The sequence below is a fragment of the uncultured Flavobacterium sp. genome (assembly GCF_937967675.1).
Taxonomy (GTDB): Bacteria; Bacteroidota; Bacteroidia; order Flavobacteriales; family Flavobacteriaceae; genus Flavobacterium.
Genome location: NZ_CALBSN010000172.1, coordinates 1 through 16,334, shown reverse-complemented (window position 1 = coordinate 16,334; position 16,334 = coordinate 1). Strand labels below are relative to the sequence as shown.

At 32.1% G+C, this 16,334-nt stretch carries 14 protein-coding genes; 11 read left to right on the top strand and 3 right to left on the bottom strand.

Annotation, left to right across the window (positions count from 1 at the left end; genetic code table 11):
• The first annotated feature begins 2 nt into the window (after positions 1-2).
• From Q0075_RS11645 to Q0075_RS11610, 8 genes are all read left to right on the top strand, one after another.
• Positions 3-1,586, top strand: a complete 1,584-nt coding sequence (locus Q0075_RS11645; protein WP_297869659.1) for a hypothetical protein — start codon at positions 3-5, stop codon at positions 1,584-1,586.
• Positions 1,587-1,694: 108 nt separating this feature from the next.
• On the top strand, positions 1,695-1,901 hold the full coding sequence (locus Q0075_RS11640) for a hypothetical protein (protein ID WP_297869658.1): 207 nt from the start codon (positions 1,695-1,697) through the stop codon (positions 1,899-1,901).
• Between the two features lie 117 nt (positions 1,902-2,018).
• Entirely contained in the window at positions 2,019-3,479 is a 1,461-nt protein-coding gene (locus tag Q0075_RS11635; protein WP_297869657.1) for an FAD-dependent oxidoreductase, read from the top strand.
• Between the two features lie 351 nt (positions 3,480-3,830).
• Positions 3,831-5,138: a TolC family protein gene (locus Q0075_RS11630; RefSeq protein WP_297869656.1), complete on the top strand. Its 1,308-nt coding sequence runs from the start codon at positions 3,831-3,833 to the stop codon at positions 5,136-5,138.
• Positions 5,139-5,142: 4 nt separating this feature from the next.
• Positions 5,143-6,225, top strand: a complete 1,083-nt coding sequence (locus Q0075_RS11625) for an efflux RND transporter periplasmic adaptor subunit (RefSeq protein ID WP_297869655.1) — start codon at positions 5,143-5,145, stop codon at positions 6,223-6,225.
• A gap of 78 nt (positions 6,226-6,303) precedes the next feature.
• Entirely contained in the window at positions 6,304-9,501 is a 3,198-nt protein-coding gene (locus Q0075_RS11620) for an efflux RND transporter permease subunit (RefSeq protein ID WP_297869654.1), read from the top strand.
• Positions 9,502-9,552: 51 nt separating this feature from the next.
• Complete coding sequence (locus tag Q0075_RS11615) at positions 9,553-9,858, top strand: hypothetical protein (RefSeq protein WP_291107057.1); 306 nt, start codon at positions 9,553-9,555, stop codon at positions 9,856-9,858.
• Positions 9,859-9,869: 11 nt separating this feature from the next.
• On the top strand, positions 9,870-10,058 hold the full coding sequence (locus Q0075_RS11610; RefSeq protein ID WP_291107054.1) for a DUF2892 domain-containing protein: 189 nt from the start codon (positions 9,870-9,872) through the stop codon (positions 10,056-10,058).
• Between the two features lie 32 nt (positions 10,059-10,090).
• Here Q0075_RS11610 and Q0075_RS11605 read toward each other — a convergent pair whose 3' ends face one another.
• Genes Q0075_RS11605 through Q0075_RS11595 form a run of 3 tightly spaced genes read right to left on the bottom strand, consistent with a single transcriptional unit; the run spans position 10,091 to position 14,097 of the window.
• Positions 10,091-12,613, bottom strand: coding sequence for a carboxypeptidase-like regulatory domain-containing protein (locus tag Q0075_RS11605; protein ID WP_297869653.1), 2,523 nt, complete (start codon positions 12,611-12,613; stop codon positions 10,091-10,093).
• A 24-nt stretch (positions 12,614-12,637) separates the two neighbouring features.
• The gene (locus Q0075_RS11600; RefSeq protein WP_297869652.1) at positions 12,638-13,537 is read right to left on the bottom strand and encodes a FecR family protein; all 900 of its coding nucleotides are present in this window, start codon (positions 13,535-13,537) and stop codon (positions 12,638-12,640) included.
• 44 nt (positions 13,538-13,581) lie between these two features.
• Complete coding sequence (locus Q0075_RS11595; RefSeq protein WP_297869651.1) at positions 13,582-14,097, bottom strand: sigma-70 family RNA polymerase sigma factor; 516 nt, start codon at positions 14,095-14,097, stop codon at positions 13,582-13,584.
• A gap of 176 nt (positions 14,098-14,273) precedes the next feature.
• On the opposite strand from Q0075_RS11595, the gene Q0075_RS11590 reads away from it, so the two are divergent.
• The 3 genes from Q0075_RS11590 to Q0075_RS11580 form a co-directional block, all read left to right on the top strand.
• On the top strand, positions 14,274-15,308 hold the full coding sequence (locus Q0075_RS11590) for a hypothetical protein (protein ID WP_297869650.1): 1,035 nt from the start codon (positions 14,274-14,276) through the stop codon (positions 15,306-15,308).
• Between the two features lie 45 nt (positions 15,309-15,353).
• Entirely contained in the window at positions 15,354-15,821 is a 468-nt protein-coding gene (locus tag Q0075_RS11585) for a hypothetical protein (protein WP_297869649.1), read from the top strand.
• A gap of 134 nt (positions 15,822-15,955) precedes the next feature.
• The coding region (locus Q0075_RS11580; RefSeq protein ID WP_297869648.1) for a signal recognition particle receptor subunit alpha at positions 15,956-16,334 on the top strand (379 nt) is incomplete at its 3' end.

Genomic DNA, 16,334 nt, shown 5'->3' with positions numbered 1-16,334 from the left:
TAATCGTGTTTTTGTTGGCATTTTTTCAGTCAACAACAGCACAAAGCACCTTTGAATACGATGTGGTGTTAACGCCGGTATCTGTTTCAGGTTTACCGGGATTACATTCGTATGCTTTTGCGCAGCACAATGGAAAATGGCTAATCATTGGAGGTCGAAAAGACGGTGTTCATGCCCGTCAACCTTTCAATGCTTTTCCAGGAGCGCAAAACAATACTAATATATATGTGGTTGATATTGCTTCACAACAATCGTGGTCGGCTTCGGTGAATTCACTTCCGACAGGAATTAAAGAACAATTGCAATCGACCAACATGAATTTTTATCAAGATGGTGATGCTTTGTTTATCGTTGGTGGATATGCGTATTCTACAACAGCTGCCGATCATAAAACGTTCAATAATCTGACTTCAGTTGATGTGCCAAATTTGATTAACGCTATTGTGGCGGGAACTCCAATTACTTCGTATTTCAAGCAAATTACTAATGATGTTTTTGCGATTACAGGTGGACAGTTGGGTAAAATTGGGAATACATTTTATTTAGTGGGCGGACATCGTTTTGATGGAAGATATAATCCTATGAACAATCCAACGTTTACTCAAACCTATTCGAATGCTATTCGAAAATTCACTATTGATAATTCTGGAAGTAATTTAAGTTATGCCAATTATGAAGAAGTTGTAGATGCAGTTCATTTGCATCGTCGCGATTATAATTTGTTGCCTCAAATATTTCCTAATGGAGAATTAGGCTACACGATTTCGTCAGGCGTATTTCAAATTGCGGTGGATTTACCTTTTTTATATCCAGTTGATATCAAAGCAGGAGGTTATTATCCGCAAACGCAATTCAATCAATATTTAAGCAATTATCATAGCGGAAAAGCTTGTTTGTATGATGCTACCAATAACAGAATGCACAATTTGTTTTTTGGAGGTATGAGTCAGTATTATTATTCAAATGGAACTTTATTACAAGATGATACGGTTCCCTTTGTGAAAACCATAAGTAGAACAACTCGTTTTGCAGATGGAAGTTTGCTCGAATATCAATTACCAGTAGAAATGCCTAATTTAAAAGGAGCTGGAGCAGAATTCATTCCGAATGAGAATTTACCGCATTATTCAAATGAAGTGATACAGTTGTCCAATATTACAGATAATGAATTTGTTATCGGATATTTATTTGGAGGAATTCAAAGTAGTTCTGCTACTGCATTTACGGACAATCAAACCAATTTAACAAGTGCTGATCCAACAGTTTATGAAGTGAAGTTGGTTAAAAACACCACTTTAAGCACTCCACAGATTAATGGAGAAAATCCTTTTTCCTTTACAGTTTCACCAAATCCAACAGAGAATGATACTGTTAGAGTTGAGTTTGAATTGCCTTACAAAGCAAAACTTAATTATATAATATCTGGATTGGATGGTAAAATAATTGAAGAAGGGGAAATAGAAGATGCGAAAGTTGGGAAAAATGCTATGAACTTTGATGTTTTGTTCGTAAATACTAAAATGGTATTTATTACTTTTATTTTTGACGATAAATATTATGTATCAAAACGAGTAATAAAAAAGTAATAAATGTTAAATTAATAAAAAATTAAGAGTACTATTTGTAAATTTCAATATATTTGTGATAGTACAAAACTAACAAAAGAATAAATAATAAATTTAAAAATAAATACAATGAAAAAATTAGTTTCTATTATGGCAGTGGCTGCTTTTATGTTATCAATGAATGTTAATGCTCAAGAGCCAAAGAAAAAAGCAAAAAAAGAAACAGCTAAAACTGAAAAATCTTGTTCGTCTGAAGAAAAAAAATCTTGTGGTTCAGAGGCTAAATCAGGTGGATGTTGTTCATCTAAAAAAGCTGCTGAGAAAAAATCGGAATAGTTTTTATTAAATAAATTCAAAACGCCTCGATGTAATCGGGGCGTTTTTTTTATGTAACAAATGTTGCTGTAGTACAAATACATATCAATTAATTTTGATTTATTAAAACGAAAAAATATGTCAAAAATAGTTGTTTTAGGTGCTGGTATAGCTGGACATACAGCTGCAGCTCACTTAAGAAAAAAATTAGGTAAGGAACACGAAGTTTTAGTAGTTTCTCCCAATAGAAATTACCAATGGGTTCCCTCAAATATATGGGTTGGAATTGGAAGAATGAAATCAAAGGAAGTAATATTTCCTTTAGAACCATTGTATAAAAGAAAAGGAATTGGATACAAACAAGCCAAGGCCATATCCTTTCATCCCGAAGGCGATAGTTCAGAAACAAAACCCTATATTTTAGTTGAAGGCGTTTTTGGAGATAACTTAGGTAAACAAGAAAAAGTTACTTACGATTATTTAATTAATGCTACAGGTCCAAAATTGGCTTTTGATATGACCGAAGGTTTACTACCAGCAACAAATAAAGTGTATTCTGTTTGTACTTATGATCATGCCGAACATGCATCGGACGCTCTTCATAAATTAATTGACCAATTAAAAAAATCGGATAAAAAAGCAAAAATTCTTATCGGAACCGGGCATGCAAAAGCAACTTGTCAAGGTGCTGCTTTTGAATATATTTTGAATGTAGAAAAAGAATTACAAAAGTTTGGGGTTCGAGATAAAGCTGAAATTACATGGATTTCCAATGAATACGAATTAGGTGATTTTGGTATGGATGGCATGTTGATGGAATACAACGGTTTTAACATGAAATCGAAAGATATGGTTGAGATGATCTTTGAAGATCGTGGTATTAAATGGATTTTAGGAGCCGGAGTTACTAAAGTGGAAGATGGAGTAGTACATTATGAAAATTTAGAAGGAGAATATAAAACTGAATCCTTTGATTTTGGTATGTTGATTCCTGCTTTCTCAGGACATGGTTTTCAAGCGTATGACAAAGACGGGCAGAATATTACCGAAAAATTATTCAGAGGTTTCATGGTGGTTGATGCTGATTATACACCGAAACCTTACGAAGAATGGACTGTTCAAGATTGGCCAGAAACGTATCAAAATCCAAGCTATAAAAACATCTTTGCACCTGGAATTGCTTTTGCACCACCACATACTATTTCAAAACCAAGAAAAAGTAAAAACGGAACCGAAATTTTTCCATCACCACCAAGAACAGGTATGCCTTCTGGAATTACAGCAAAATTAGTAGCGGATAACATAATAGATTCAATCAAAGCCGGAAAAGAATCATTACATCACAAAGGTTCATTAGGAAATATGGGAGCTGCTTGTATTGCATCAGCAGGTTACGGAATGACACAAGGAAGTGGTGTAAGTATTACAACGTATCCAATTGTTCCTGATTATAAAAAATATCCCAATACTGGAGGAAGAGATATCAAGAAAACCTTTGGAGATATTGGTTTAGCGGGTCACTGGGTAAAGTTAGCTTTACATTATGCTTTTATTTATAAGGCTAAAATGAAACCCTTTTGGTGGTTAATTCCTGAATAGTTCATTAAGTAGAAAGAAACTTTTACCAAAATACCAAATACCTAAAAAATGACACAAAGAATATCAAACGCACAGCGTTCCAAAATGCAAAATCCTTTGATACAATTTTTTAAATTCTTTTATTTAAATATTAGAATATTAAAAATAGTTGCGGGTGGACATGGAGGAACAAGAAAGTAACATCATCTACTATTGTTGATGATTGTTTTAGTTTTATTGGTTAGTAAGAGCGTCTTTTATAGGCGCTCTTTCTTTTTGTAACATTTGTAACAGGTCTTTGTAACTCTTGTTACCGACTACCTTTTTTTACCAATGTACATTTGTAACATAAAATAAGAATAAAACTATACTATGAAGAAAGTCAACTTATTAATTGTATTAGGGGTAGTATCTGCAACAACGTTTGCCCAAGATACTTTGACGATTTCAAAAAATGATTTAATTCAGAAAGTCACTGAAAATAACCTACAAATTAAAGTGGCAGAAAAATCATTTCAGTCTGCAAAGGCAGATTATCGTCAATCGAATGCACTTTTTTTACCGAATATTAATGTTTCGCATACTGGAATAGTAACTACTAATCCTTTAATGGCGTTTGGGTCGAAATTAAATCAAGAAATTTTAACGGCTTCCGACTTTAATCCAGCATTGTTAAATGATCCTGATAAAACACAAAATTTTGCAACTAAAATCGAGGTGCAACAACCTCTAATTAATTTAGATGGTTTGTATGGAAGACAAGCTGCAAGAGCTAAAATGGATGCTTTTCAATTGCAGACAGAACGTACTAAAGAATATTTGGAACTAGAAGTTTCAAAAGCGTATATGCAATTGCAATTGGCGTATAAAGCAGTAAAAGTTTTAGAGAAAGCAAATACAACTGCACAAGGCAATTTAAAATTGGTAGAAAATTATTTCAAAAACGGAATGCTACAAAAAACCGATTTGCTAAACGTGCAAGTTCGTGTAAATGAAATCGCTAATCAATTACAATATGCCAAATCGAATGTGCAAAATGCTTCTGATTATTTAGCGTTCCTATTGAATGAAGATATGGCTGGAAAAATTTATAAGCCAGTAGAAACATTAGATAATACAATTGCTATCGAAAGTATCAATACAACACTTTCTGAATCTAGAAAAGATATACAAGCGCTGCAAAAATCGGCAGAAGCGTATCAAAAAGTGTTTCAATCGTCTAAATTCGGTTTCTTGCCACGATTAAATGCTTTTGGAAGTTATGAATTGTATGACCAACATGTGTTTCAAACTTCAGCTAAAGGGTATTTAGTTGGAGCACAGTTATCATGGAATGTTTTTGATGGCTATAAAAACATCGGAAAAACTCAAAAAGCAAAAGCTGATTTTGAAAAAGCAACGGTTGAAACTGAACAATACAAAAAGCAAAGTCAGTTAGAATTAAGTAAAACGAATCGTCAATTACTTGATGCAGAAAACAAAGTGAATTTATCCAAATTAGCTTTTGAACAATCGCAAGAAGCTTTTAGAATTCGTCAAAACCGATTCACTCAAGGATTAGAAAAAACAACCGATTTATTAATGGCAGAAACCCAAATGGCACAAAAAGAATTAGAACATTTGCAAGCTGTTTTCGAATATAACTTTACTAAACAATACTTACAATTTTTAACAAAATAACAACATGAAAAAGATACTAACAATATTAACCATTTTATCTCTAATCTTAACATCTTGTGGGGGTGATAAAAAAGAAAATGTAGCCGATTTACCTGCAATTCCAGTAAAAGTGGCTGGAAATTCTGGAAACTCTAATAGTCCATACATAACGGCAAGTGGAAAAATCGAATCGGAAAATAGTGCGAACCTAAGCACAAGAATGATGGGATATGTAACCAAAGTGAATGTAAAAGTGGGACAAAATGTTTTGGCTGGACAACTTTTGGTAAGCATCAATAACACAGATTTGCAAGCTAAAAAAGCACAAGTTGATGCTTCTATCACGCAAGCTACAGCAGGGTACAACAATGCGAAAAAAGATTATGATCGTTTTGTGAATTTGTTCGCCCAACAATCGGCTTCGCAAAAAGAATTAGACGATATGACCGCTCGCTACGAAATGGCAAAAGCAGGATTAGAAGCGGCAAAACAAATGCGTAATGAAGTGATGGCGCAGTTTTCTTATTCGAATATCACAGCTCCATTTTCAGGAACGGTAACGAATACTTTCGTAAAAGAAGGTGATATGGCAAACCCAGGAATGCCATTAGTAAGTATTGAAGGCGCTTCAAGATTACAAGTAACCGCAATGGTTTCAGAAAGTGATATTTCGAATGTAAAAAACGGAATGCCAGTAAAAATCAATGTAAAATCATTAAACAAAGAAGTTGCGGGAAAAGTTTCTGAAGTGAGTTTATCCGCAAAAAATACAGGAGGACAATATTTGGTAAAAGTAACTTTGGACAAAATGGATAAAGAAATCTTATCTGGAATGTTTGTAAACGTTCAATTTCCAACAGCTAAAAAAGCAACAACTACTGTTAAAACGGATGTAGTTCTAGTTCCTGAAAGCGCTTTAGTAAAACAAGGTCAATTAACAGGAATTTACACGGTAGGAAGCGGTAATGTTGCTATTTTAAGATGGTTACGAATCGGAAAAACTTTTGGTAATCAAGTAGAAGTATTATCAGGATTAGCAGCAGACGAGCAATATATCGTTTCAGCTGAAGGTAAATTATTCAACGGAGCTAAGGTTAGTGTTCAGTAATCAGTAGTTAGTGTTCAGTAAGGGTTTTTAGTAGATAACTTGAAACCTGAAACTTTAAACTTTTAAACAAAAAATAACATGCAAGAAGGTATATCAGGTAAAATAGCCAATTTCTTTATCAACTCTAAACTAACCATTTTATTGATGGTGGCGTTGATGATTATTGGTACATATAGTTCGTTCTTAATTCCAAGGGAAGAAGAACCGCAAATTAACGTTCCTATGGCCGATGTTATGGTCATGTATCCTGGCGCAAGTCCGTCTGAGATAGAAAATAGAGTGGTAAAACCATTAGAAAAAATTATTAGTAACATCAAGGGAGTGGAGCACATTCACAGTATGGCTTTCAATGGCTATTCTATGATGGTGGTGCAATTTTATGTAGGCGAAAACAGTGAAGATTCGTATGTAAAATTATACGACGAATTGATGAAAAACCGCACCATGTTTCCAGAAGGTGTCATGCAACCCATCGTAAAAACACGTTCGATTGATGATGTTCCGATGTTGGGATTAACGCTTTGGAGTGAAAAATATGATGATTTCCAATTGCGTCAAATCGCAGAAGAAGTTACTTCAGAAGTTGAAAAAGTAAAAGATGTTGCGATTACGAAAGAAATTGGTGGGAGAACACGTGAGCTAAAAGTAGTTTTAGATAAAGATAAAATGGCTGAAAATGGTGTAGATGCGTTGAGCATTATGCAAATGATTCAAGCCAATAACGGAAGCTCGCAATCAGGAAGTTTTGTACAAAATGATACCGAGTATTTAGTTACAACAGGTAAATTTTTAGCCACTTCAGAAGATGTAGAAAACTTGGTAGTAGGAGTGAATAACAACATGCCAGTTTACTTAAAACAAGTCGCTACAATTCAAGATGGACCTCAAACACCAAAGAACTATGTGTCTTTTGGGTACGGAAAAGCGAATGAGAAATTCTCAAAATTCAATTCGGAATATCCTGCTGTCACTATTTCGGTTGCAAAAGTAAAAGGTGCCGATGCGATGCAGATTTCAGAGAAAATCATTACTAAAGTTGAAAGTTTAAAGAAAAATTTAATTCCCGAAGATGTACATGTAGAAATTACTCGTAATTACGGAGAAACGGCTTCGCACAAAGTAGGAGAGTTGTTGTTGCACTTAGGTGTTGCCATTATTGCCGTTACAGTTTTAGTAATGCTAGCGATGGGTTGGAGAGGTGGATTAGTAGTTTTCTTCTCAGTTCCGTTGACGTTTGCTTTGACATTATTTAGTTATTATTTATTAGGCTATACGTTAAATAGAATTACGCTTTTTGCTTTGGTATTCGTAGTAGGTATAGTAGTCGACGACAGTATTATTATTGCCGAAAACATGCACCGTCATTTCAAAATGAAGCGACTGCCATTCAAACAAGCTGCCATTTATGCGATAAACGAAGTAGGAAACCCAACCATTTTAGCAACGTTTACTGTAATTGCAGCAATCTTACCCATGGCTTTCGTATCGGGTATGATGGGACCTTATATGAGTCCAATGCCGATTGGTGCTTCTATTGCGATGTTATTATCATTGTTTGTAGCTTTGACCGTTACACCTTATTTGGGATACCATTTATTACATGAGAAAGACGAACAAGAACACAAAGAAGAACAAGGTTTAGAAACGTCTTGGATTTATAAAATCTACAAGAAAGTTGAACAACCGCTTTTAGATAATTCTAAAAAACGTAACTTAATGTTCGTTGTTACGATAGTACTTTTATTAGGTTCTGTATTGATGTTCTTTACGAAATCAGTAGCGGTAAAAATGTTGCCTTTTGATAACAAAAATGAATTTCAAGTGGTGATTGATATGCCAGAAGGAACTACTTTAGAAAGAACGGCTGCTGTTACTAAAGAAATTGCACAATATCTTTCAACAGTTCCTGAAGTGGTGGATTATCAAAATTATATTGGTGCTTCGGCTCCAATAACTTTTAACGGTTTGGTGCGTCATTACGATATGCGAGGTGGAAGCAACATGGCGGATATTCAAGTCAATTTACTACACAAAGAAGATCGCGATTTGCAAAGTCACGATATCGCAAAAGTAGTGCGTCCAGAAGTACAAAAGATTGCTAAAAAATATGGTGCGAATGTAAAAATTGTTGAAGTTCCGCCAGGACCACCCGTTTTGTCTACTTTAGTAGCTGAGGTGTATGGACCAAATTACGAAGAGCAAATCAAAGTTGCGAATCAAGTGAAAACCATTTTAGAAACTACTTCTGATGTAGTGGATACGGATTGGATGGTAGAAGCTCCTCAAGTAGAATACAAATTAGAAGTAGATAGAGAAAAAGCCATGTTAAACGGAATCGCTCCACAACAAGTTGTTGGTAATTTGACTTATTTGTTAAGAGAAATGCCAGTTTCTAATTTGTATGATGAACGTTCGAATAATCCTGTAGGAATCACACTATCCTTTGCAGACAAAGACAAAACTTCGATGCAAGATATTCAAAATTTGAAAATCAAGGGAAGTCGTGGTAATGTAGTTCCGGTGAGTGATTTAGTAAAAGTTACTACAGATACGCTTCAAAATACGATTTACAGAAAAGATCAAAAACGAGTAGTATATGTTTTAGCCGATATGGCGGGAGCCTTAGAAAGTCCGGTTTATGCGATTTTGGGAATGAATGAGAAGTTAGAAAAAATGCAATTGCCAAAAGGATATAAAGTAAACGAATTGTATATCGGTTCACCATCAGATGAAAGTGATTTCACTGTAAAATGGGATGGCGAATGGCAAATTACCTTAGAAGTGTTCCGTGATTTAGGTGCAGCCTTCTTAGTTGTAATTATTGTGATTTACATGTTGATTGTAGGTTGGTTCCAAAACTTCAAAACCCCAATCGTTATGATGGTTGCGATTCCACTTTCTTTAGTTGGAATTGTATTAGGTCACTGGTTATTAGGAGCTTTCTTTACAGCTACTTCGTTCATTGGAATGATTGCTTTGGCTGGAGTTATGGTTCGGAATTCGGTCTTGCTAATTGACTTTATCGAAATTCGTTTGAACGATGGTATTCCAATGAAACAAGCTATTATTGAAGCGGGAGCTGTTAGAACAACCCCAATTTTATTAACGACAGGAGCAGTAGTAATCGGAGCGTCAATCATTTTGTTTGATCCAATTTTCCAAGGATTAGCTATTTCGTTAGTCGCAGGAGCGATTGTTTCAACATTGTTAACATTAATCGTAGTGCCTTTGATTTACTATATCACAGAACGTAAAAAATGGGAGAAAAATAATTAAAAATCAACCTAACAGGTTTCAAAAATCTGTTAGGTTTAAAATAATAATATTATGAAATTAGTACTAATCACCGCAATAGCAGAATTTGAAAAAGATGTCAAAAAGATGCTGAAAGAAGCTAAAGTAAAATCGTATTCGTATCGTGATGTAAAAGGTTTTAGAGATGCTTCTGACGAAAGTGTAGAAGATAATTGGTTTGGTTCTGAAATGAATGAAACGGATTCGGTTGTCTTTTATGCTTTTATTTTACAACAAAATTTAGACATATTATTTGATGAGGTGTTCGCTTTTAATAAAAAGGTAGAATCAATTTCAAAAGTTCATTTAGCCGTTTTATCGGTAGAAAAATATAATTAAAATTAGAAATTATGATTAATAGAATTGTTAGAGCAGTAGCAGGAACTTTTATTCTTTTAAGTGTGCTTTTAGGAATGTATGTAAACGAAAATTGGTATTGGTTTACTCTTTTTGTAGGGGCCAATTTACTACAATCATCCATTACCAAATGGTGTTTGATGGAAGATATTTTAAGAAAAGTATTTAAGATAAAAGATTAATATTGAAGTCAGGTGAAAGCCTGACTTTTTCATTAGAAAGTAAATCTTAAAAAGGCATTTGGTGTTCTTTCTAATGAGAAAGTATTTATCTGTTCCACAATATTTGTGTTATTGTTGATGCGATAATGTTGATTGATACTGGTTTTATTATTCAATAAATTTTGAACCGAAAAACCAAAATTTAGTTTTGATTTTGTACCAATATTAAAAGCATAAGCACCTGAAAAATTCACTTGGAAATAATCCTCTAAATTAGATGAATTTGGCGCTTGATAACCCACAGCCGGTGTTTCTGGATTTGTGTAGATAGGTGTTGTGCTTATTGGTAAAGTTGTTGGTTTCCCAGTAAACCATTGTGCTCCAATGGCAAGTTTTATATTTTTGAAATCTGATATAAAAGCTGATTTTATGTGATGCTTAATTTCAAAATTATTAGGAAATGCTTTTGCATTCAATGTTTTAAATTCATAATTATTTTCTTGAAAAGTATAACTTACCCAAGAAGTAATATGTCTGAATTGTTTTTGAATTAAAAATTCGGTTCCGTAAACCGTGAAATTTCCATTGGTCTTTACAAATTCATATTGGTTTTGAAAACCTTGACTCATACTGGTAATTCCATCTACTTTTTTGTAGAAATTTTCTAGAGTTAGCAACCAATTGTTTTTATTGAACGAGAATCCTAATGACGCTTGATTACTTTTCACAATAGGAATGTCTTCATTGTTAGATAAAGTCCATCTTCGTTTTTCGATACCTAAAAAATCTTGTTGTAAATCAACAATTTGTGATGTGGTTTGATGCTTGCTTTCTCCCATAATTTCCAATTGGAAAAACGGAGTGAATTTATAATTTAACTGAATTCGCGGTTCAAAAATAAACGTTGAAAATTCTTGAATATAGTTTTGTCTGAAACCAATTCGGCCATTAAATTTATCGTTAACTGAATAATAGTTAAGTTCGGCAATTAGCGCATGATTTTTTAAAACTTCTTTGATTTTTCTAGAAAAAACAGGCGTATTTACGATATCTACATTTCGTACTCCAATTTCATTAAATTGATAGCCATTCCTAAAGGTAAAATTGTCAGATAGGATATGATTATTTTGTAATTTTATACCCGTATCTAAAATGGTGTTTTCTTGATTAAAAATTTGATTGCTTTCTATCGATTCATTTTCAGAATTAATATTGTAATAGGAAGCGTAAATTGATATTTCGCTGCTATTTTTTGCATTCCAGTTTGTTCTCAACAATGCATTTGCTCCATAAGTTTGATGTTCTAAGCAACTGTTTTTAGATATGGTAATATTATTTTCTGTTTTGGTTTGAAATATGTCTAATACGTTGCTAATACTCAAGATATCAACAAATAAATCTGTTTTTTGTTTTATTTTTTGATGGTATTGTACTGTAAAATCATAGAAATAAAAGTCTTCCTTTGAATTATATTTAATGTTTTGATTGTCAAAGTAATTGGTTACTATGGTATTTTGAAATATCTTATCGAAATAACTTTTGTAAGTTGGTGAAGTAATTAAATCAGTATACGATCGTCTTCCACTAATTTCAATGTTTGATTTCTTAGAAGTTTTTACTTTTGCATAAAAATCAGCGTTAATTAAGTTAAAACCTACAGCTCCAGTAGTGTTTTCAATAGAATCTGTATGTGTTGAAATTAAGACCGAACTAGAAACTCCATCTCCATAAAATGCTGAAGTTCCATTTTTAGCAATATTTATTTTGTGTGCTAAATTGGGATTTAAAGATGATATTAATCCAAAAAAATGCCCTGTTTGGTATAATCTAATGCCGTTCCAAAGAAATAAATTTTGGTCGTGTGTTCCGCCTCTTACACTTGTATTTGAGATACTTTCGTCGGTAGCATTAATTCCAGGGATTTGCTGCATAGTTTGAAATATATCGGGTTCTGTCAACCCAGGAAGAAGACCAATTTTTTTAGGTTTTATTTCGTAAGTACCCTCTCTTTTTTTACTGATTCCTTTGGTTAAAAATAAGGTTGTTACAACTGGTTCTAAATCATTTATTACACTTTTTAAGTAGATTTTTGGACAATTTTCTACATATAAAAATGAAGATTGAATAATTTCTGATTTGTAATTCAAATGTGAAATTTCGATGGTATTTGCAGATTTTGTTTTAAGTTCAAAAAAACCAATCTCGTTTGTAATGGCATAAGAGTTTGTTCCAGAAACTAAAAGTGTTGCATTTTGTATGGGTTCTTTGGTTTCTTTATCCAAAAGATAGCCACACAAAGGTTTATCAAGTTTTTGATTGTTGATTACTGAGATGTATTTTTCAGAAATAAATTCAAATTTTAATTGTGTTTTTTCAGAAATATAGTTCAATTTTTCTTGAAGAGTTACTGAATTCGAAGGAGGAATTAATTTAAAAATCGCAATTTCTTCTTCGATATAATTAAAATTGACTTCGTGAGTTTTGCCAATGTTTTCTAATATTTTTTTCAATAAAATAGTCTTGCCATTGTCTTGTGCTCGAAGCGGTAAGACAATGACAAATAAACTAAATATCATTATTAAAAAACGACTGTAATTCATTTACTTTTTTACTAATTCAAAACTTGTTTCGTTTGATTTGTTAATTTGTAAATGATAGGTTGAGGCTATTATTTGTAAGGCTACATCTAAATTATTGCTTGGAAGTTTTCCTGTGAATGATTGATCTGTTGCTATCGTATTTGTTTTAATGGTAACATTATATGTGTTTTCAATATCTGTAATAATAGTTTTTAAGTTTTGATTTGTAAAACTCATTTCTATTTCATCAGAAGCCCAGTTTGGCATTGATAATGTTGTTTTCCCTTCTTTTTTAGAATTATTTTCAAAAGTAACTAACATCCCTTTTGTTAAAATAAGTTCTTGATTTTTGTAGTTTACTTTTACTTTTCCTTCGTAGCAAGTTACTTCAAAGGTGTTATCTTTTGAATTTACATTGAATTGTGTTCCTAAAACGGTCACTTTACCTAAATTCGTATTGACTTCAAATGTTTTTCCTTTTGCAACTTTAAAGTAAGCTTCACCTTTTAAGTCAATTGTTCTATTGTTTTTCCAGAAAAAAGTTTTGTATTCTATAGACGAATTTTTATTCACGATAACTTCTGAATTATCTGGTAAATTTACAGTTTGCGTAAGTTCAGTACCATAATATTTTTCTTTAAAACTATTAACCATAAAAAAACTTAATCCCAAAGCAATAACTAAAACAGCAGCTATCCGAACGAACCAATTTTGTTGTAGTTTCACAACTTTTGTTGCTTTTTTAGTAGCAACAACGTTGCTTAACATTTTATCTTGGTCAAATGCTGGAGTTTTTAAGCGTGCTGAATTTTCTTTGATTTTTTCATACAAAGGAAAGTCCGGATTTTGTTTAAATTCGGCTAATTCTTCAGCAGTAAGTTCGTTATTAAGCCATTTGGCTAATTTGTAATCTTCATCCATAATTTTCGTATTACAATAATGTAACAAGTATATTGTTTTTTACCCTACTTAAAATTTTCTATTTCTTTTTTTAGTTCAATTAAAGCTAGGTGAATACGCTTTTCAACCGCTTTTACACTAATGTTTAATTCGGAGGCAATTTCGGCATATTTTTTACCGTCAATTCGATGCATTAAAAAAGCTACTCTTTGCGTTTCATTTATATTATTAATAGCTTTTAATAATTTAGATTCAAATTGTTCTTGTTCTAATATATGTTCTGGGTTTTCGTTGGTTCTATCAATTAAAGTATTGTTTTTTTCATAGGTAAGAACTACTTTATTATGTGCAATTGCGTTTAAGGAATTGTTAGTTGCAATAGTATAAATGTAAGATTTAGCTTTTTCAATTGGAACATCTTTACAATTTTGCCACAGTTTTATGAAAGCTTCTTGCGTAGCATCTTCAGCCTGTTCAGTATTGCCAAATTTGTAGTATAGATAATTTCGTAACCCTTTTGCATGGCTTTTGAAAAAAGTTGAAAAAATATTTTCTTGGCAAATGGTATTATTTTCAGGCATCTTTTAATGAATTGCTAAAAATTAATTAAACCTAAGGTAGGGTTTTATAATAATGAATTGTTAAATAGTTGAAACAAATATAATCATTTTTGATTTTGATTGTTTTTTTAAAAATTAGGTAGGGTAAAATTAATTTGAATTGTTATAACTAATATAAACCCAAAAAAATAATAAATATGAAACTAAAACATTTTTTAAATTTAAGTTTAATAGGTTTGCTTTTAATGTCATGCCAAAGTGAAGAAAATGAAGTCATTCAAGATACTAGTCAAAATCTAGCAAAATCTTCACCATTAACAAATTTAATCTCTAGGGTTTCTCAAAATCCTACATCAATTGATAACGTATTAGACAATTCAAGTTGTTTTAGCGTTGTACTTCCGGCAACTGTTATTGTTAATGGACAAAATATTGTAGTTTCAAATCAAGCGGATTATCAAACAGTTCAAGATGCAATTGATGCATTTTCAAACGATGATGATATTGTAAATTTTGTCTATCCAATCACGGTTCAATTTCAAAATTTTACCACACTTGTAGTACAAAATTCAGATGTTTTAGATGATATTATGGATGATTGTGGTGAAGATGATGGTTTTGATGAAATAGAATGTATTAATTTCAATTTTCCAATTGTAGTTAATATCTATAACGCAAATAATCAATTAGCTGAAACAATTTCTATTACAAATAATGTACAACTATACAATTTTTTAGAGTCGTTAGAGGATAATGAATATATAGCGATTCAATATCCAATTTCAGTAACTAATTCAAATAATCAAACCATTGTGATATCTAATAATGACCAATTTGAAGATGTTATTGAGGATGCCATAGATGATTGTGATGATGATTCTCAATCTCCGGGAGGTAACGGTAATTTATCAGCAATCTTAACAGATGGAATTTGGTACGTGTCTTATTTTTATGATGATACAAATCAAACTTCAATGTATGCTGGATATACATTTACCTTCAATAGTAATGGAACTTCCCAAGCAATGTCAAATGGTAATTTTTTGAATGGATCTTGGTCAAACTATATGGATGGAGCTGAAGAAAAAATAGAATTGGATTATGATGGCTCTATTTTAGATGAATTAGAAGATGATTGGGAAGTTATTGAATATTCATCAACACAGATTCGCTTAAAAGATGTAAGTGGAGGTAATGGCGGAACAGACTATTTATATCTATCAAAAATTTAAAAAAAAACTAAATTATAAATAACTATAAAATTAAATTTTAATACTATGAGAAAATTAGCTTTAATCCCTATATTGTCATTAATTTTCATGTTAAATGTAGCTTCAATGTGCTCTAATGATGATGATTCAAATTCCACAACAGATCCTACTCCAATAGTAAATACCGTAAATCAAGGTACTTGGCGTATTACATTTTATGAAGATTCAGGTGTAAATAAAACTACAAATTATTCTAATTACATTTTTACATTTGGTCCTAATAATGTTTTAACTGCTGCTAATACCAATACATTTACTGGTTCTTGGTCTGTAACTTCTGATGACAGTAATGATGATAGCCCAAGTAACGATTTAGATTTTAATATATTCTTTACAGCTCCAGCACCTGCATCTTTTGTTGATGATTTGTCTGATGATTGGGATATTTTAAGCTATAGTACTACAAAAATTGAATTAGTAGATGTTAGTGGAGGTAATGGTGGTACAGATTACTTAACATTTGAAAAAAATTAAGAATGTATTCTTTTTGTCCTAATAAAAAACCAGCTTTTACGGCTGGTTTTTTTATTTAAAACAAACCCATTTTCTCACTTTGCAACTTTATAACTTTATCTTATCTTTGCACTTCATTAAACAAAAACAGAATTATGTTTGATAATTTAAGCGATAAGTTAGATAAAGCGTTTCATATATTAAAAGGACACGGTAAAATTACCGATGTTAACGTTGCCGATACTCTTAAAGAAGTTCGTAGAGCTTTATTAGATGCTGACGTAAATTTTAAAATTGCAAAAGATTTTACTACTAGAGTTAAAGAAAAAGCAATTGGTGAAAACGTATTAACTACATTACAACCAGGACAATTAATGGTTAAAATCGTTAAAGACGAGTTGACCGAATTAATGGGTGGTGATGCCGCTGGAATTAATCTTTCTGGAAATCCTTCTGTGATTTTGATGTCGGGTTTACAGGGTTCTGGTAAAACTACTTTTTCTGGAAAATTAGCGAACTTTTTAAAAACTAAAA

Bases quoted from the DNA above. Each gene is read 5' to 3' on its own strand.
- Q0075_RS11630 (WP_297869656.1), top strand. From the start codon at position 3,831: ATGAAGAAAGTCAACTTATTAATTGTATTAGGGGTAGTATCTGCAACA.
- Q0075_RS11615 (WP_291107057.1), top strand. From the start codon at position 9,553: ATGAAATTAGTACTAATCACCGCAATAGCAGAATTTGAAAAAGATGTC.
- Q0075_RS11640 (WP_297869658.1), top strand. From the start codon at position 1,695: ATGAAAAAATTAGTTTCTATTATGGCAGTGGCTGCTTTTATGTTATCA.
- Q0075_RS11625 (WP_297869655.1), top strand. From the start codon at position 5,143: ATGAAAAAGATACTAACAATATTAACCATTTTATCTCTAATCTTAACA.
- Q0075_RS11620 (WP_297869654.1), top strand. From the start codon at position 6,304: ATGCAAGAAGGTATATCAGGTAAAATAGCCAATTTCTTTATCAACTCT.
- Q0075_RS11590 (WP_297869650.1), top strand. From the start codon at position 14,274: ATGAAACTAAAACATTTTTTAAATTTAAGTTTAATAGGTTTGCTTTTA.
- Q0075_RS11595 (WP_297869651.1), bottom strand. From the start codon at position 14,097: ATGCCTGAAAATAATACCATTTGCCAAGAAAATATTTTTTCAACTTTT.
- Q0075_RS11585 (WP_297869649.1), top strand. From the start codon at position 15,354: ATGAGAAAATTAGCTTTAATCCCTATATTGTCATTAATTTTCATGTTA.
- Q0075_RS11610 (WP_291107054.1), top strand. From the start codon at position 9,870: ATGATTAATAGAATTGTTAGAGCAGTAGCAGGAACTTTTATTCTTTTA.
- Q0075_RS11635 (WP_297869657.1), top strand. From the start codon at position 2,019: ATGTCAAAAATAGTTGTTTTAGGTGCTGGTATAGCTGGACATACAGCT.
- Q0075_RS11605 (WP_297869653.1), bottom strand. From the start codon at position 12,613: ATGATATTTAGTTTATTTGTCATTGTCTTACCGCTTCGAGCACAAGAC.
- Q0075_RS11600 (WP_297869652.1), bottom strand. From the start codon at position 13,537: ATGGATGAAGATTACAAATTAGCCAAATGGCTTAATAACGAACTTACT.